Raw genomic sequence first — 16,436 nt, forward strand, 5'->3', positions numbered from 1 at the left:
CCCTTCCATGTCCACGCCCCTCGATGTCCTGCTCGGCCGCCAGTCGGTCAAGTTCGTCCAGGCGCCCGGTCCGACCGACGCGCAGCTGGACCTGATCCTGCAGGCCGCCCTGCGCGCGCCCGACCACGGCGGCGTGAAGCCCTGGCGCTTCGTCCTGGTGCGCGGCGCCGACGTGCCCGCCCTGGTGGATGTGGGCGTGCGGGCCGGCATCGCCGCGGGCACGCCCCTGCCGCAGCCCAAGGTGGACAATGCGCGCAAGTGGCTCTCCAGGGTGCCGCTGGTGATCGCCCTGGGCTGCCGCCCCGATCCTTCCGGCCGCATCCCCGAACACGAGAGCCTGCTGGCCGTGGGCGCGGCGGCCATGAACATGCTCAATGCCGCGCACGCCCTGGGTTTCGGCGCCTTCTGGAGCACCGGCATCGGCACCTACCTGGACGGCGTGGGCGAGGCCCTGGGCTTCGATCCCCTGGACGAGCGCTTCATGGGCTACCTGGCCATCGGCACGCCCATCGAACCGCCGGCGCCGGTCCGGCGGCCCGACTGGCGGGATCACGTGTCGGAGTGGCACGCGCCGGCGCCGGCCTGAGCCCGCGCGCCGTCCTCGATGCCTTCGAGGATCGGGCATTCCGGCCGGTCGTCGCCATGGCAGCGCTGCGCCAGCTCGCGCAGCGTCGCCGCCATGCCGCGCAGCAGGGCGGCCTTGGCCTCCAGCGCCTCGATGTGCGCCAGGGCCAGGCGTTTGACCTCCGCGCTGGCGCGGCCGCGGTCGCGCCACAGGCCGGTCAGCTCCGCGATCTGCTTCAATGAAAACCCCAGGTCGCGCGCGCTGCGGATGAAGCGCAGCGCGTGCAGGTCGGCCTCGCCGTACTGGCGGTAGCCGGCGGCGCTGCGCGCCTGCGGGACGAACAGGCCTTCCTGCTCGTAGTAGCGGATCATCTTGGGGCTCAGGCCGGTACGGGCGGCCGCCTCGCCGATCGTGAACGGCGCGCGGACGGGGGCGGCGGCGCGCGGCCTGGAACCGGCATCGCGCCGGGTGCGGGATTCAGCCATGACGGACCTCCAGGGGCAGCCATTTCAGGCGCAGGGCGTTGACCACGACGAAGACGCTGGACAGCGCCATGGCGCCGGCCCCCAGCATGGGTGAGAGCTGCAGCCCGGTGTAGGGATACAGGGCGCCGGCCGCCACTGGGATCAGGGCGGCGTTGTAGGCGAAGGCCCAGAACAGGTTCTGGGCGATGTTGCGCAGCGTCAGCCGCGACAGCGCGATGGCGCGCGCCACCGAGTTCAGGTCCTCGTTCATCAGCACCACGTCGGCCGATTCGATGGCCACGTCGGTGCCCTGGCCGATGGCGATGCCCACGTCGGCCGTCGCCAGGGCGGGCGCGTCGTTGATGCCGTCGCCGACGAAGGCCAGGGAGCCGGCCTCGCGCCGCAGGGCCCGCAGCAGTTCCGCCTTGTGCGCGGGCAGGGTCCGGGCGTGGACGATGTCGATGCCCAGTTCGCCGGCCACGGCGCGGGCGGCGGCCTCGTGGTCGCCGGTGATGAGCGCGGTCTTCAGCCCCAGGGCGTGCAGGCGGGCGATGGCCTCGCGCGCGCCGGGCCGCAGCGGGTCGGCCACGGCGAGCACCCCCGCCAGCCGGCCGTCGCGCGCCGCCAGGAAGACGGTCTTCCCCTGGCCGGCCAGGGCCCGGACCTGTGCCTCGACCTCGGCCTCGACCGGTACGCCGTGGTCGCGCATCAGGGCCTCGCTGCCCAGCAGCCAGCCGTGCCCCCCGACCCGCCCCTGCACGCCCGCGCCGGTGAGCGCCGCGAAGCCCTCCACCGGCGCCAGGGGCAGCCGCTCGGCCCGGGCGGCCTCCAGCAGGGCATGCGCGATGGGGTGTTCCGAGGCGCTCTGCACCGCGGCCACCGCCGCCAGCAGGGCGGGGCGGTCCAGGCCGTCCAGGGGCAGGGCGTCGCTGAGCGCCGGCCGGCCCAGGGTCAGCGTGCCGGTCTTGTCGAAGGCCGCCACGCGGACGCTGCGCAGGCGCTGCAGGGCGTCGCCCTGGCGGAACACGATGCCCAGGCCCGCCGCGCGGCCCGTGGCCACCATGATCGAGATCGGCGTGGCCAGCCCCATGGCGCAGGGGCAGGCGATGATCAGCACCGCCACGCCGGCGATCAGCGCGTGCGTCAGCCGCGGCTCGGGGCCCCAGAACAGCCAGCCCAGGAAGGCCAGCACGGCCAGGCCCATGACGGCCGGCACGAACCAGCCGGTGACCCGGTCCACCAGGCGCTGGATCGGCAGCTTGGCCCCCTGCGCCTGTTCGACCAGGCGGATGATGTGGGCCAGCACCGTGTCGGCGCCGACCTGCGTGGCGCGCATCACCAGGCCGCCGCGCGTGTTCAGCGTGCCGCCGATGAGGCGGTCGCCCGGGCGGCGCGTGGCCGGGATGGGTTCGCCCGTGATCATGGATTCATCCACCCAGGACTCGCCCTCGACGACTATGCCGTCGACCGGAATCTTCTCGCCGGGCCGCACCCGCACCTCGTCGCCGGCCGCGAGCGCGTCGATGGGCAGCTCGGCCCAGTCGCCGCCGCGCCGCGCCCAGGCGGTGCGCGGCCGCAGGCCGATCAGGTGGCGGATGGCGGAGCCGGCCCGGCCCCGGGCGCGGGCTTCCAGCCAGCGGCCCAGCAGGATCAGGGTGGCGACGACCGCGGCGGCCTCGAAATACAGGTGGCGGACCTCGTCCGGGAAGAGGGCGGGCGCCACCGTGACCAGCGCGGAATACAGCCAGGCGCTGCCCGCGCCCAGGGCGACCAGCGTGTTCATGTCCGGCCCCAGGTGCCGCAGCGCCTTGAAGCCGCGGGTGAAGAAGGCCCGGCCCGGCCCGGCCAGCACGGCGGTGGCGAGCGCGAATTCGGCCCAGGCCAGTGCTTGCGGATCGACCAGGGACTGGATCGCATGGTGCAGGGCGGGGACCAGGTGCCCGCCCATCTCGACCAGGAACACCGGCAGCGTCAGGACCAGGGCCAGGAAGAAGCGCCGCCCGGCGGCCGCGTCTTCGTTCGCGTCCGCGTCGCCGGCCGCCTGCGCGGGATCCTCGCGGCGGAGCAGCCGCGCCTGGTAGCCGCGTTTTTCGACGGCGGCGACCAGCGCTCCTGGATCGGCGCCCTCGGCCGCGAGGGTGACGTGGGCGCGGCGCGTGGCGAGGTTGACGCTCGCCTGGGCCACGCCGGGGACTTTCGTCAGGGCTGTTTCGACCCGGCGCACGCAGGAGGCGCAGGTCATGCCCTCGACTTCGAGGTCGAGCGCGGAAGGGGCGGGCGGGGTGGACATGGACGGGCTCCGGTTCATCACGATGATTGTAGGATGAGGCTTGACCATGTGGTAAGGTCAAGGGGCGCCGCTGGGCCGCCGGTCACGCACAACAACCATGGGAATGCCATGACGATACGCATCGACAGACTCGACCACCTCGTCCTCACGGTCGGGGACGTCGCCGCCACCTGCGACTTCTACTCGCGCGTGCTCGGCATGGAGGTCGTGACCTTCGGCGAGGGCCGCAAGGCCCTGGCCTTCGGCCGCCAGAAGATCAATCTGCACCAGCGGGGCCGGGAAATCGAGCCCAAGGCGGCCGTGGCGCTGCCCGGCACCGCCGACCTGTGCCTCATCGCCTTCGAGGCGCCGCAGGCGGTGCTGGCCCACCTGCGCGCCTGCGGCGTGCCGGTGCTCGACGGCCCGGTGCCGCGCACGGGCGCGACGGGGAAGATCACCTCGGTGTATTTCAGGGATCCGGACGGAAACCTGATCGAGGTGGCGAGCTACGACGAGGCTTGAGCTTCCCGCCGTGTCAAGGTTTAAGATGCCGGCTGACCCTTTCCAGGAGCCTTCCCCATGAAGACCGAATTCATCGTTTCCGACATGACCTGCAACCACTGCGTGCAGACCATCACCCGGGCCGTGCAGGACGTGGCGCCCGACGCCGCCGTCCAGACGGACCTGGGCGCGCACCGCGTCACGATCGAGTCGTCGGCGGACGCGGCGACGCTCCAGGCCGCCATCGCCGAGGAAGGCTACGACGCCCAACCCGCTTGAAACGGGGCGCGACAATGAGCGATCGGATCATCGACTGCGACGTCGCCATCGTCGGCGCCGGTTCGGCCGGCCTGCCGGCCTACCGCGAGGTCCTCAAGGCGGGCCTGAAACCCCTGCTGATCGAAGGCGGGCCGCACGGCACCATGTGCGCCCGGGTGGGCTGCATGCCGTCCAAGCTGCTGATCGCGGCGGCCCAGGCGGCGGCCGATGCGCGCCACGCCGACGGCTTCGGCATCCGCCTGGGCGGTCCGCCCCGGGTGGACGGCCCGGCCGTGATGGAGCGGGTGCGGCGCGAGCGCGACCGCTTCGTGAGCTTCGTGGTGGACGACGTGGAAGCCATGCCGCCGGAACACCGGCTGGACGTCCCCGTGGAATTCCTGCGCGACGGCGTGCTGCGGGCCGCCGACGGCCGCGAGGTGCATGCGGAACGCATCATTCTCGCCACCGGCACGCGGCCGAACGTGCCCGAGCAATACCGGCCGCTGGGCGAGCTGGCGATCGTCAACGACGACGTGTTCGACTGGCGCGACCTGCCGCGCAGCGTGCTGGTGATCGGCTCGGGCGTGATCGGCGTCGAGCTGGGCCTGGCGCTGGCGCGCCTGGGCGTGCGGGTGCGGGTGCTGAACCGCTCCGACAGCTTCGTCCATCTGGCGGATCCCCGGGTGCGGGCCGCCGCGCTGGAGCTGCTGGGACCCGAGCTGGCCCTGGTGCAATGCGCCCGGGTCGCCACGGTGCGCCGCGAGGGCGATCAGGCCGTGGTGGGCTGGTCGGTGGACGGCGGCCCCGAAACCGAGGAACGCTTCGATCGCGTGCTGCTGACGGCGGGCCGCAGCCCGGCCCTGGACGCGCTGCACCTGGAGCGCACCACGATGCCGCTGGACGAGCGCGGCCGGCCGCGCTTCGATCCGGCCACGCTGCAGGTCCACGGCCAGCCGGTGTTCCTGGCGGGCGACGTGACCGGCCACCACGCCATCCAGCACGAGGCCTCCGACGACGGCCGGCTGGCCGGGCGCAACGCGGCCGCCTGGCCCGACGTGCGGGCGCTGCCGCGCCGTGCGGCCATGGCGGTGGTGTTCAGCGATCCGCAGATCATGCAGGTGGGCGGCGGCTACGCGGCGCTGGGCGATCCGGAGGCGGTCGCCATCGGCGAGGTCGATTGGACGCGCCAGGGCCGCTCGCGGGTCATGCTGCGCAACCGCGGCCTGCTGCGCGTCTACATGCGCAAATCCGACCGGCGCTTCCTGGGCGCGGAAATGATCGGGCCGGACGCGGAGCACGTCGCCCACCTGCTGGCCTGGGCTTTGCAGATGGAATTGACCGTGCCGGACATGCTCAAGCTGCCGTTCTACCATCCAACGATCGAGGAAGGCATCCGCACGGCGCTGCGCGACGCCGCGCGGTAGAGCGGGCCCGGACGGAGGTTCCCGCGGACCGTTTCGCGCCGGGCGGATCCGGGCGGCATGCGGGCCGTGCGCGGGGCGCGCACCGCAGGGCGGCATGTTCGCCGCCCGGTTTCAGCGCAGCATCGGCTTCAGCGCAGCCAGCAATTCTTCCTGGGATTCGCCGTCCGAAGCCAGCCAGGCGGCCTTGCCCTGCGTGTCGAAGGCGTAGATGCCGCGGCTGTGGGCGACCTCGTAGGGGGCATCCGGGTGCTGCGGATCGGGGCGCTCGATCTGGTAGGCGACCCGGTAGCGCCGGGCGAGCGCGGCGATGGCTTTTTCATCGCCCGTCAGGCCGATGGCGTGGGGATCGAACTGGTCCACGTAGGCCTGCAGGATGTCGGGCGTGTCGCGGTGCGGATCGACGCTGACGAACAGGATGCGCACCTGGTCGGCCTTGGGGCCCAGGGATTCGGTCACCTGGGCCAGTTGCGCCATGGTCGTCGGGCAGATGTCCGGGCAGCTGGCGTAGCCGAAGAACATCAGCACCACCTTGCCGGCGAAGGCCTGCTGGGTGACGGTCGCGCCGCCCGCGCCCTGCAGCGAGAACTTCAGGTCCGGCAGGAAGCCGCGCACCGGATGGACCGCCGCCAGCGCCAGGCTCGTGCCGGCCAGCCACAATATGAGTCCTGACAATAGGTGTTGCACGAAAGCGCCCTTTTTGCCGCTGGATGAGCCAGGACATGGGTCAGTCCCTGCGGACTGACCCACGCCTGACGAATCCGAGCGGCCTGCAAGCCGCGAGGTGGACGGGAGCTTCATCTCACGCTTCCAGCAACCCGCTATGCCGCAGCAGGGCCTCGATGCTGGGATCGCGGCCGCGGAAGGCGCGGAAGGATTCCGCGGCCGGGCGCGAGCCGCCGACGGCGATGATCTCGTCCAGGTAGCGGCGGCTGGTGTCCGGGTCGAACACGTCGCGCGTGCCGTCCGGACCGGGCCGGGCGGCTTCCTCGAAGGCGGCGTAGGCGTCGGCCGACAGGACCTCGGCCCATTTGTAGCTGTAGTAGCCGGCGCCGTAGCCGCCCGCGAACAGGTGCGAGAAGGCGTGCGGGAAGCGGTGCCAGGCGGGCGGGATCAGCAGCGCGACTTCCTGGCGCACCTGGTCCAGCGTGTCCAGGACTTCGCTGATCGACAGGCCGCTGGAGCGGGTGTGGATCAGCATGTCGAACAGGGCGAATTCGACCTGGCGCAGGGTCTGCAGGCCGCTCTGGAAGTTGCGCGCGGCGATCATGCGGTCGTACAGGGCGCGGGGCAGGGGCTCGCCGGTGTCCACGTGGCGCGTCAGGGACTGCAGCACGTCCCATTCCCAGCAGAAGTTCTCCATGAACTGCGAGGGCAGCTCGATGGCGTCCCATTCCACGGCGGCGAAGGCGGCGGCGCCGGGATCGTCCACGCGCGAGAGCAGCGTGTGCATGGCGTGGCCGCTTTCGTGGAACAGGGTGATCACGTCGTCATGGGACAGCAGGGCCTCGCGGCCGTCCTGCGGCGAGGGGAAATTGCAGGTCAGCCAGGCGAGCGGCGTGTGCAGGCGCCCGGCATGCACGCGGCGGCTGCGCTCGCTGTCCACCCAGGCGCCGCCCTGCTTGCCGGGGCGGGCGTACAGGTCCATGCCCAGGCGGCCGAGTTCCCGGCCCTCGGCGTCCAGCACCCGGTAGATGCGCGCATCGGCGTGCCAGGCGGGCGCGTCGGTGACTTCCAGGCGCACGCCGAACAGGGTGCGGATCACCTGGAACAGGCCGTCCAGCACGCGGAACTCGGTGAAGTAGGGGCGCAGTTCCTCGTCGGAATAGGCGTAGCGGCTTTCGCGCAGGCGTTCGGACGCGTAGGCGATGTCCCAGGGTTCCAGGGGATCGAGCCCGAGCTCGCGCGCGGCGAAGGCGCGCAGTTCGTCCAGGTCGCGCTGGGCGCTGGGGCGGGCGCGGGCGGCCAGCTCGCGCAGGAAGTCCAGCACCTGGCCGGCGCTGTCGGCCATGCGGGTTTCCAGGCGCAGGCTGGCGAAGTCGGGGTGGCCCAGCAGGGCGGCTTCCTCGGCCCGCAGGGCCAGCAGCGTCTCGATGGATTCGGAATTGTCGAAGGCCGGATCGCCCTGGTCCGAGGCCCGCGTGGCGTGCGCCCGGTACAGGGTCTGGCGCAGGGCACGGTCCCGGGCGTGCAGCATGACCGGCAGGTAGCAGGGCATGTGCAGCGTCAGTTTCCAGCCCTGCTCGCCCGCCGACCGGGCGGTCTGGGCGGCCGCGGCGACCACGTCCGCGGGCAGGCCCTCCAGGCGGGCCTCGTCGGTGATCAGCAGGGACCAGCCGTCGGTCGCGTCGAGCACGTTCTCGGAGAATTTCTGCGCGACCTGGGCCTGCAGTTCGGCGTTGCGGGCGTAGGTCTCGCGCGCGGCGCCTTCCAGTTCGACCCCGCTCAGGCGGAAGTCGCGCAACGCCAGCTCGACGATGCGGCGGCGGGTCGGCGACAGTCCGGCGAAGGCCGGGCTCGCCGCGAGCGCGCGGTAGCGTTCGTACAGGCCGCGATGCAGTCCCACCCAGGTGGAGAATTCGCTCATCAGCGGCAGGCAGGCGTTGTAGGCGGCGCGCAGTTCCGGCGTGTTGACCACGCCGTTCAGGTGCCCGGCGATGGACCAGGCGCGGTGCAGGCGTTCGGACGGGTCCTCGATGGCCTCGACCAGATTGTCCCAGTCGGGCGGGTCGGTGCGCGCGGCGGCGGCCTCGATCGCGGCGCGCGAGGCCTCGATCAGCTCGCGCACGGCGGGCTCGATGTGTTCGGGCCGGACGGCGCCGTAGTCCACGAATGCCTCGGCCGGAACGAGGAGGGGATTGCCGGCGGTGCGGGTACTGTTCATGCGAGCCCAGGTGGGGGCGGCGCCCCCGTTTTTCAAGTCTGCCGCGTCACGCTTTCGAGTCTGCCGCGGCATGTCCGCGGTTTCACGTCCACGGCCTGATCTCCGCGGCCTCATCTCCGCGGCGCCATGCCCGCGGCCTCAGGTCTGCAGCGTGCGCTCGGCCGCCTCGACGGTGTTGACCAGCAGCATGGCGATGGTCATGGGGCCCACGCCGCCGGGCACCGGCGTGATCGCGGAGGCGACCGCGGCGGCCGAGTCGAAGTCCACGTCGCCCACCAGCCGGCCGGACTCCAGCCGGTTGATGCCCACGTCGATCACGACCGCGCCGGGCTTGACCATGTCGCCGGTGACGATGCCCGGCCGGCCCGTGGCCACCACCAGCACGTCGGCCCGGCGCGTCTGGGCGCCCAGGTCGCGGGTCTTGGAATTGCACAGCGTCACGGTGGCGCCGGCCGCCAGCAGCAGCATGGCCATGGGCTTGCCGACGATGTTGCTGGCGCCCACGATCACGGCCTCGGCGCCGCGCAGCGGGACGTTCTCGGATTCCAGCATCTTCATCACGCCGTAGGGCGTGCAGGGGCGGAACAGCGGCCGGCCGGTCATCAGCAGGCCGGCGTTGCTGACGTGGAAGCCGTCCACGTCCTTGGCCGCGCTGATGGTCTCGATCACCAGCCCGGTGTCGATGTGGCCGGGCAGGGGCAGCTGCACCAGGATGCCGTGGATGGCCGGATCGGCGTTGAGCGTCTCGATCACGTCCAGCAGCTCGCCCTCGGGCGTGTCGGCGCCCAGCGGGATGACGCGCGAATGCATGCCGGCCGCGGTGCAGGCGGCGGCCTTGTTGCGCACGTAGACCTGGGAGGCCGGGTCCTCGCCGACCAGCACCACCGCCAGGCCGGGCGTGACGCCCTGGGCCTTGAGCGCGCGCACGCGTTCGGCCACCTCGCCGCGCACCCGGGCGGACAGGGCCTTGCCGTCGATCAGTCGGGCGCTCATGTCAGGTCTCCTCGGCGCGGGCCAGGGCGATCTTCATCAGGTCGGCCACGGTGGTGACCTCGAGCTTTTCCATGATGTTGGCGCGGTGGGCTTCGACGGTCTTGATGCTGATGTTCAGGTCGCCGGCGATCTGCTTGTTCAGCCGCCCGGCCACGATGCGCTCCAGCACCTGCTGCTCGCGCGCCGTCAGCCGGCTGAGCACGGCCTGCTGGTCGCGCTGGGCGTGGGCCTCGCGCACGCGCTCGCGGGCCTGCTCCAGCATGCCCGCCACCAGGGCGCGCAGGTCGGCCTCGTTGAAGGGCTTTTCCAGGAAATCGACGGCGCCCTTCTTCATCGTGGAGACCGCCATCGGCACGTCGCCGTGGCCGGTGATGAAGACGATGGGCAGCGGCGCCTTGCGGGCGATGAGGGTTTCCTGCAGTTCGAGGCCGCTCATGCCGGGCATGCGGATGTCGGCGATCAGGACGCCGACCTGCTCGGGATCGTAGGCGGCGAGGAATTCCTCGGCGCCGGCGAAGCTGCGCACGGCGTAGCCGTTGGCCTCGAGCAGCCAGCGCAGGGAATCGCGGACCGCCTCGTCGTCGTCGACGATGTAGATGGTGCTGGGGATTTGGGTATCGCTCATGCGTGCTGTTCCTCCGTGATTTCCGTGGACTGGGAGCGCGGCGGGGCCTTGGGCAGGGTGAAGCGGAAGATCGTCCCGCCCTCCGGATTGGGGCTCGCCCACAGGCGCCCGTGGTGCGACTCGATGATGGTGCGGCAGATGTTCAGGCCCATGCCCAGGCCTTCGGACTTGGTGCTGTAGAAGGGCTCGAACAGCCGGTCGGGATTGCGCAGGCCGTGGCCGCGGTCGATCACGGCGATCTCGATCTGGGGATGCTGGTCGGTGATCCGCACGTGCAGGCTGCGGCACTCGCTGTGTTCCATGGCCTCGACGCCGTTCTTGAGCAGGTTCAGCAGCACCTGCTCGATGAGGATGGGATCGGCCATCACTTCCGGCATGGGCTCGGGCAGGTTCTGGACGATCTCGATGCGGCGCTTGCGGGCGTCGATGTCGGCGAAGCCGACGGCGTTTTCCACGATCCGCGCGAGGCCCACGGCTTGGCGGCGCGGTTCGCTGCGTTTCACGAATTCGCGGATGCGGCTGATGATCTTGCCGGCGCGCTCGGCCTGCTGGGAGGCCTTTTCGAGCGCCTGCAGCAGGGATTCGGTCGAGGCCTTGCCCGACTTGATCATCGCCACGGCCGCCATATTGTAGTTGCTGATGGCCGTCAGCGGCTGGTTGAGCTCGTGCGCCAGGGACGAGGCCATTTCTCCCATCGTGGTCAGGCGGCTGGTGAGCTGGGCCTTTTCCTGCTGCACGCGGGATTCCTCCTCGTGCTTGCGGCGTTCGGTGATGTCGCGCGCCACCTGCAGGCGCACGCGGCGGGAGTCGGTCCAGGCCAGCATCCGGTGGTGGACCTCGAACCAGCGCTGGGCCGTGGGCGAGAACAGCTCCATGGTCTCGTCGGTGAAGCGGCCCAGGCGCCCGCCCAGCAGTTCCGCGTGGCCGCCGGTCTGGGCGCCGAACAGGCGCCGGTAGGTGCGGTTGGCGAACAGCAGCTCCAGGCCCTCGGGCGTGTCGGCCACCACCGAGATCGCGTCGTCCAGCCCTTCGAGCACGGTCATGAAGCGCTCGTGCGCGGCGGTCAGGGCCTCGCGGATGCGCTTGGGCTCGGTGATGTCGGTCATGGAGGTCATCCAGCCGATCTGCTCGCCCTTGGGGTCGCGCAGGGGCGAGACGTACATGCGCGCGGTGAAGCGCGAGCCGTCGCGCCGCTGCGCCTCGATCTCCAGGCCGCTGCTGGGGGTGCGTCCCGACAGCAGCTGGGCCAGGGTTTCGCGGTGATGGTCGTGGCGCCCCGGCAGCCAGTAGGGGAAGGGCGCGGTGCGGCCGATCAGGTCGGCTTCGTTCCAGCCGATCATGCGGCAGAAGGCCGGGTTCACGTAGGCGATGCGGCCCTGCATGTCGAACACGCGCATGCCCGTGGACATGGAGTTTTCCATGGCGCGGCGAAAGCCGGTCTCGGCGATCAGGGCGGCCTCGGCCTGGGTGCGGAAGCGTGTGTAGCGCCACAGCGCCAGCAGGCTGAAGACGATCACCAGCGACAGGGCGAACACCACCATCATCAGGCGCTGCTGGCGGGTTTCCTGGTCGATGGTGACGAACATCACGCTGTCGCTCTGCAGGCGCTGCAGCCAGATGAAGGCGCCCATGACGCACAAATAGAGCACGAGCACGATCGCCGGCGTCAGCCAGTACAGGCGGCGACTGTGGCGAGCATGCTCGTAGAACGTCGTCGGAATCAGGGACTTGCGATTCGAGGAAGCCATGGACGTGAGGGTATCGCGGTTGCGTCATTTTAGACGTGAAAACCTCCATTCAACTTTTCACATAATAAAAATACATATCATCTAATGAAATTTTGCTTGTGCTGGCGCGGGGTCTTTCCTAGAATGGCTGCAAGTGCCGGCTCCCGGGGCGCGTCCGCGTCCGGGACATCCGTTGCAGGGCCGCTGGCACACCTCCTCACTCTCTCTCGATCAATTTAGTCAGGCTGGCGCGATGTGTGGTCGCGTCATCGAACCACACCACAGGAGACACACACCATGTCCTCTCTTGACCAAGTCCACGCGGCAGCGGCGGATGTCGATCAGCAGGAAACCCAGGAATGGATCGATGCGCTGGAAGCGGTGCTCGATCGTGAGGGCGCGGAACGCGCCCACTACCTGATCGAGCGGCTCATCGATCTGGCCCGCCGCAGCGGCGCGCACATTCCCTATTCGCTGAACACGGCCTACGTGAACACCATCCCCCCGGGGCTGGAGCCGCCGCATCCGGGCAACATGGTGCTCGAGGAACGCATCCGTTCCTACATCCGCTGGAACGCCATGGCCATGGTGGTCAAGGCCAACAAGGTCGAGCCGCCCGACGGCGGCAGCCTGGGCGGCCACATCGCCTCCTTCGCCTCGCTGGCGACCATGATCGAATGCGGCCAGAACCACTTCTGGCACGCCGAGTCGCCCGATCACGGCGGCGACCTGATCTACTTCCAGGGCCACTCGTCCCCGGGCATGTACGCGCGCGCCTACCTCGAAGGCCGCCTGACCGAGGAAAACATGAACTACTTCCGTCAGGAAGTCGGCGGCAAGGGCAAGGGGCTGTCGTCCTACCCGCACCCCAAGCTCATGCCCGATTTCTGGCAGTTCTCGACGGTGTCCATGGGCCTGGGGCCGATGATGGCCATCTACCAGGCCCGCTTCCTGAAATACCTGCACGCCCGCGGCCTGGCCAACACGGCCGAGCGCAAGGTCTGGGTCTTCGTGGGCGACGGCGAGGTCGACGAGCCCGAAACCCTGGCCGCCATCGGCCTGGCCGCGCGTGAAAAGCTCGACAACCTGATCTTCGTCGTCAACTGCAACCTGCAGCGCCTGGACGGGCCGGTGCGCGGCAACGGCAAGATCATCCAGGAACTCGAAGGCGCCTTCCGCGGCAACGGCTGGAACGTGCTCAAGCTGATCTGGGGCGGCTACTGGGATCCGCTGTTCGCCCGCGACAAGGAAGGCATCCTGCGCCGCATCATGGAAGAGACCGTGGACGGCGAATACCAGGCCTACAAGGCCAACGACGGCAAGTTCGTGCGCGAAAAATTCTTCGGCAAGCATCCCAAGCTGCTGGAGATGGTCAGCCGCATGAGTGACGAGGACGTCTGGCGCCTGAACCGCGGCGGCCACGACCCGCACAAGGTCTACGCGGCCTTCGCCGCCGCCGCCGGCCACAAGGGCCAGCCTTCGGTCATCCTGGCCAAGACCATCAAGGGCTACGGTATGGGCCACATCGGCCAGGCCAAGAACCCCACCCACCAGCAGAAGAAGCTGGACATCGATTCGGTGCGCGAATTCCGCGACCGCTTCAACATCCCCATCCCCGACGACAAGCTCGAGGAAATCCCCTTCTTCAAGCCGGCGGCGGACTCGCCGGAAATGAAATACCTGCACGAGCACCGCAAGGCGCTGGGCGGCTACCTGCCGCACCGCCGCCGCAAGGCCGACCAGTCCCTGCCGGTGCCGCCCCTGGACGCCTTCAAGGCCGTGCTGGAGCCCACCGCCGAGGGCCGCGAGATCTCCACCACCCAGGCCTTCGTGCGGGTGCTCAACCAGATCCTGCGCGACAAGGACCTCGCCCCGCGCGTGGTGCCCATCCTGGTGGACGAGTCGCGCACCTTCGGCATGGAAGGCCTGTTCCGCCAGATCGGCATCTACGCCCCGGAAGGGCAGAAGTACGTGCCGGTGGACAAGGGCCAGGTGATGTACTACCGCGAAGCGGAAAACGGCCAGCTGCTGCAGGAAGGCATCAACGAGGCCGGCGGCTTCAGCTCGTGGATCGCGGCGGCGACGTCGTATTCCGTGAGCAACTGCATCATGATCCCGTTCTTCATCTATTACTCGATGTTCGGCTTCCAGCGCTTCGGCGACCACGCCTGGGCGGCGGGCGACATGCTGGCGCGCGGCTTCGTGCTGGGCGGCACGGCCGGGCGCACCACGCTGAACGGCGAGGGCCTGCAGCACGAGGACGGCCACAGCCACATCCAGGCCTCCCTGATCCCCAACTGCGTGGCCTACGATCCGGCCTTCGCGCACGAAGTCGCCGTCATCATCCGCAGCGGCCTGCAGCGCATGATGCATGACCAGGAGGACGTGTTCTTCTACATCACGGTCATGAACGAGAACTACGCCCAGCCGGGCCTGAAGGCCGGCGACGAGGAAGGCATCCTCAAGGGCATGTACAAGCTCCAGCCCAGCGCCAAGCCCGCCAAGCATCACGTCCAGCTGATGGGCTCGGGCACCATCCTGCGCGAAGTCCTGGCGGCCCAGGAACTGCTGGAAAAGGACTGGGGCGTGACCTCGGACGTCTGGAGCGTGACCAGCTTCACGGAACTGCGCCGCGACGGCCTGGACGTCGAGCGCCACAACCTGCTGCACCCCACCGAGCCGGCCCAGGAGGCCTACGTCACCCGCCAGCTCAAGGGCACGCAGGGTCCGATCATCGTCTCCACCGACTACATCAAGGCCTACGGCGACATGATCCGCCCGTTCGTGCCGCACGGGCGCCCCCTCAAGGTGCTGGGGACCGACGGCTTCGGCCGCTCGGACTTCCGCTCCGAACTGCGCAAGCACTTCGAGATCGACCGCCATTTCGTGGTCCTGGCCGCCCTGCGCAGCCTGGCCGACGAAGGCGCCATCGACATCAAGAAATGCGCTGAGGCGATCGCCAAGTACGGCATCGATCCCGCGAAGGCCAATCCGCACCACGCCTGAGGAGGACGAACAACATGAGCAATATCGTGGAAATCAAGGTCCCCGACATCGGCGACTTCGACACGGTCGAAGTGATCGAAGTCCTGGTGGCGGAAGGCGACAAGATCGAGGCCGAACAGAGCCTCATCACGGTCGAGTCCGACAAGGCCTCCATGGAAATCCCCGCCTCGCAGGGCGGAGTGGTCAAGTCGGTGAAGGTCAAGCTGGGCGACAAGGTCAGCGAAGGCTCGGTCATCCTGGAGGTCGAGGCCGCCGATGCCGGCGCCGCCTCCGCTTCCGGCGCCTCGGCGCCGGCCGCCGCGCCCGCGGCGGCACCCGCGGCGGCGTCCGCCCCGCCCCCGCCGCCGCGGCTCCCGCCGCGCCGGCCGGCCCGGGCGGCACGCAGTCCGTGGTCGTGCCCGACATCGGCGACTTCGATTCGGTCGAGGTCATCGAGATCCTGGTCAAAGCAGGCGACACCATCCAGCCCGAGCAGAGCCTGATCACCGTGGAATCCGACAAGGCCTCCATGGAAATCCCCGCCTCGGTGGGCGGGGTGGTCAAGGAACTGAAGGTCAAGCTGGGCGACAAGGTCTCCCAGGGCGCCGAAATCCTGGTGGTGGAAACGGCCGGCGGCGCGCCCCAGGCGGCGGCGCCTGCCGCCGCTCCGGCGCCCGAACTCGCCGAGCCCTCGGGGCCCGCGGCGGCGGCTCCGTCCACCGCGCCCGCGCCGGCGCCGGCCGGGTTCTCCATGGCGTCCAGCGCGCCGGAGCGCACCTCGCCCACGGCGGCCTTCGCCGAGGCCGACGTGCCCCTGCGCAACCTGCCGCACGCCTCGCCCTCGGTGCGCAAGTTTGCCCGCGAGCTGGGCGTGAACCTGGCCCAGGTCACCGGCAGCGGTCCCAAGAACCGCATCACCGCCGAGGACGTGCGCGCCTACGTCAAGCAGGCCCTGGCCACCGGCGGCGCCAGCCCCGTGGGCTCGACCCTGCCGGCGGGCGGCGGCTTCAGCGTGCTGGGCTGGCCCAAGATCGATTTCGCCAAGTTCGGCGAAATCCAGACCAAGCCGCTGTCGCGCATCAAGAAGATCTCCGGCGCCAACCTGCACCGCAACTGGGTCATGATCCCGCACGTCACCAACAACGACGTGGCCGACATCACCGACCTGGAAGCCCTGCGCCAGCAGCTGAACGCGGAAAACAAGAAGTCCGGCGTCAAGGTCACCATGCTGGCCTTCCTGATCAAGGCCGTGGTCGCGGCCCTGAAGAAATATCCGGAATTCAATGCCTCGCTGGACGGCGACAACCTGGTGCTCAAGCGCTACTTCCACATCGGCTTCGCGGCCGACACCCCCAACGGCCTGGTGGTCCCGGTGATCCGGGACGCCGACAAGAAGGGCGTGCTGGAACTGGCGACGGAAACCTCCGAGCTCGCCGCGCTGGCCCGGGACGGCAAGCTCTCGCCCTCGCAGATGCAGGGCGGCTGCTTCTCGATCTCGTCGCTGGGCGGGATCGGCGGCACGGACTTCACGCCCATCATCAACGCGCCCGAGGTCGCCATCCTCGGCGTCTCGCGCTCGGCCATGCAGCCGGTCTGGGACGGCAAGGCCTTCCAGCCGCGCCTGATGCTGCCGCTGTCGCTGTCCTACGACCACCGGGTGATCGACGGGGCCGCCGCCGCGCGCTTCAACGCCTATCTGGCTGGCCTGCTGGCGGACTTCCGCCGCATCATCCTGTAAGGGGGA

At 70.0% G+C, this 16,436-nt stretch carries 12 protein-coding genes and 1 pseudogene; 6 read left to right on the forward strand and 7 right to left on the reverse strand.

The annotated features are described in order from the left end of the window. Positions 1 to 7 precede the first annotated feature (7 nt). Positions 8 to 586, forward strand: coding sequence for a nitroreductase family protein (locus tag BN940_RS09405; RefSeq protein WP_043682443.1), 579 nt, complete (start codon positions 8 to 10; stop codon positions 584 to 586). On the opposite strand, the gene cueR is transcribed toward BN940_RS09405, so the two are convergent. Both cueR and BN940_RS09415 read right to left on the reverse strand, forming a co-directional pair. Further along, positions 550 to 1,050, reverse strand: a complete 501-nt coding sequence (gene cueR, locus BN940_RS09410; protein WP_084330613.1) for a Cu(I)-responsive transcriptional regulator — start codon at positions 1,048 to 1,050, stop codon at positions 550 to 552. The two genes, BN940_RS09405 and cueR, sit on opposite strands and share 37 nt — an antisense overlap. After that, complete coding sequence (locus tag BN940_RS09415) at positions 1,043 to 3,319, reverse strand: heavy metal translocating P-type ATPase (RefSeq protein ID WP_043682445.1); 2,277 nt, start codon at positions 3,317 to 3,319, stop codon at positions 1,043 to 1,045. The genes cueR and BN940_RS09415 overlap by 8 nt, the downstream gene beginning before the upstream one ends. A 108-nt stretch (positions 3,320 to 3,427) precedes the next feature. Between BN940_RS09415 and BN940_RS09420 the strand changes: the two genes are divergently transcribed. Genes BN940_RS09420 through BN940_RS09430 form a run of 3 tightly spaced genes read left to right on the forward strand, consistent with a single transcriptional unit; the run spans position 3,428 to position 5,481 of the window. Then, entirely contained in the window at positions 3,428 to 3,820 is a 393-nt protein-coding gene (locus BN940_RS09420) for a VOC family protein (protein ID WP_043682447.1), read from the forward strand. Between the two features lie 57 nt (positions 3,821 to 3,877). Next, the gene (locus BN940_RS09425) at positions 3,878 to 4,078 is read left to right on the forward strand and encodes a heavy-metal-associated domain-containing protein (protein ID WP_043682449.1); all 201 of its coding nucleotides are present in this window, start codon (positions 3,878 to 3,880) and stop codon (positions 4,076 to 4,078) included. 14 nt (positions 4,079 to 4,092) lie between these two features. After that, complete coding sequence (locus BN940_RS09430; RefSeq protein ID WP_043682452.1) at positions 4,093 to 5,481, forward strand: dihydrolipoyl dehydrogenase; 1,389 nt, start codon at positions 4,093 to 4,095, stop codon at positions 5,479 to 5,481. Positions 5,482 to 5,592: 111 nt separating this feature from the next. On the opposite strand, the gene BN940_RS09435 is transcribed toward BN940_RS09430, so the two are convergent. The 5 genes from BN940_RS09435 to BN940_RS09455 all read right to left on the reverse strand — a co-directional run bounded on the left by BN940_RS09435 (position 5,593) and on the right by BN940_RS09455 (position 11,728). Then, positions 5,593 to 6,165, reverse strand: coding sequence for an SCO family protein (locus BN940_RS09435; protein WP_043682455.1), 573 nt, complete (start codon positions 6,163 to 6,165; stop codon positions 5,593 to 5,595). 115 nt (positions 6,166 to 6,280) lie between these two features. Beyond that, positions 6,281 to 8,362 (reverse strand): M3 family metallopeptidase, encoded by a 2,082-nt coding sequence (locus tag BN940_RS09440; RefSeq protein ID WP_043682457.1) that lies wholly within the window; start codon positions 8,360 to 8,362, stop codon positions 6,281 to 6,283. Between the two features lie 138 nt (positions 8,363 to 8,500). Then, complete coding sequence (gene folD / locus BN940_RS09445; protein ID WP_043682459.1) at positions 8,501 to 9,355, reverse strand: bifunctional methylenetetrahydrofolate dehydrogenase/methenyltetrahydrofolate cyclohydrolase FolD; 855 nt, start codon at positions 9,353 to 9,355, stop codon at positions 8,501 to 8,503. Position 9,356: 1 nt separating this feature from the next. After that, the gene (locus tag BN940_RS09450) at positions 9,357 to 9,980 is read right to left on the reverse strand and encodes a response regulator transcription factor (RefSeq protein ID WP_043682461.1); all 624 of its coding nucleotides are present in this window, start codon (positions 9,978 to 9,980) and stop codon (positions 9,357 to 9,359) included. Beyond that, positions 9,977 to 11,728, reverse strand: a complete 1,752-nt coding sequence (locus BN940_RS09455; RefSeq protein WP_043682464.1) for a PAS domain-containing sensor histidine kinase — start codon at positions 11,726 to 11,728, stop codon at positions 9,977 to 9,979. Before BN940_RS09455 ends, BN940_RS09450 begins: the two co-directional genes overlap by 4 nt. A gap of 276 nt (positions 11,729 to 12,004) precedes the next feature. On the opposite strand from BN940_RS09455, the gene aceE reads away from it, so the two are divergent. After that, on the forward strand, positions 12,005 to 14,713 hold the full coding sequence (gene aceE, locus BN940_RS09460; RefSeq protein WP_043682466.1) for a pyruvate dehydrogenase (acetyl-transferring), homodimeric type: 2,709 nt from the start codon (positions 12,005 to 12,007) through the stop codon (positions 14,711 to 14,713). 14 nt (positions 14,714 to 14,727) lie between these two features. After that, a pseudogene (aceF, locus tag BN940_RS09465) lies at positions 14,728 to 16,430 on the forward strand (dihydrolipoyllysine-residue acetyltransferase). Positions 16,431 to 16,436: the final 6 nt, after the last annotated feature.

The organism is Castellaniella defragrans 65Phen (genome assembly GCF_000612685.1).
In the GTDB taxonomy this organism is placed as follows: domain Bacteria; phylum Pseudomonadota; class Gammaproteobacteria; order Burkholderiales; family Burkholderiaceae_B; genus Castellaniella; species Castellaniella defragrans.

What these genes read in the sequence shown, in the direction of transcription:
- BN940_RS09405 (WP_043682443.1), top strand. Translation starts at nt 8, where the DNA reads ATGTCCACGCCCCTCGATGTCCTGCTCGGCCGCCAGTCGGTCAAGTTC.
- cueR (WP_084330613.1), bottom strand. Translation starts at nt 1,050, where the DNA reads ATGGCTGAATCCCGCACCCGGCGCGATGCCGGTTCCAGGCCGCGCGCC.
- BN940_RS09415 (WP_043682445.1), bottom strand. Translation starts at nt 3,319, where the DNA reads ATGTCCACCCCGCCCGCCCCTTCCGCGCTCGACCTCGAAGTCGAGGGC.
- BN940_RS09420 (WP_043682447.1), top strand. Translation starts at nt 3,428, where the DNA reads ATGACGATACGCATCGACAGACTCGACCACCTCGTCCTCACGGTCGGG.
- BN940_RS09425 (WP_043682449.1), top strand. Translation starts at nt 3,878, where the DNA reads ATGAAGACCGAATTCATCGTTTCCGACATGACCTGCAACCACTGCGTG.
- BN940_RS09430 (WP_043682452.1), top strand. Translation starts at nt 4,093, where the DNA reads ATGAGCGATCGGATCATCGACTGCGACGTCGCCATCGTCGGCGCCGGT.
- BN940_RS09440 (WP_043682457.1), bottom strand. Translation starts at nt 8,362, where the DNA reads ATGAACAGTACCCGCACCGCCGGCAATCCCCTCCTCGTTCCGGCCGAG.
- folD (WP_043682459.1), bottom strand. Translation starts at nt 9,355, where the DNA reads ATGAGCGCCCGACTGATCGACGGCAAGGCCCTGTCCGCCCGGGTGCGC.
- BN940_RS09450 (WP_043682461.1), bottom strand. Translation starts at nt 9,980, where the DNA reads ATGAGCGATACCCAAATCCCCAGCACCATCTACATCGTCGACGACGAC.
- BN940_RS09455 (WP_043682464.1), bottom strand. Translation starts at nt 11,728, where the DNA reads ATGGCTTCCTCGAATCGCAAGTCCCTGATTCCGACGACGTTCTACGAG.
- aceE (WP_043682466.1), top strand. Translation starts at nt 12,005, where the DNA reads ATGTCCTCTCTTGACCAAGTCCACGCGGCAGCGGCGGATGTCGATCAG.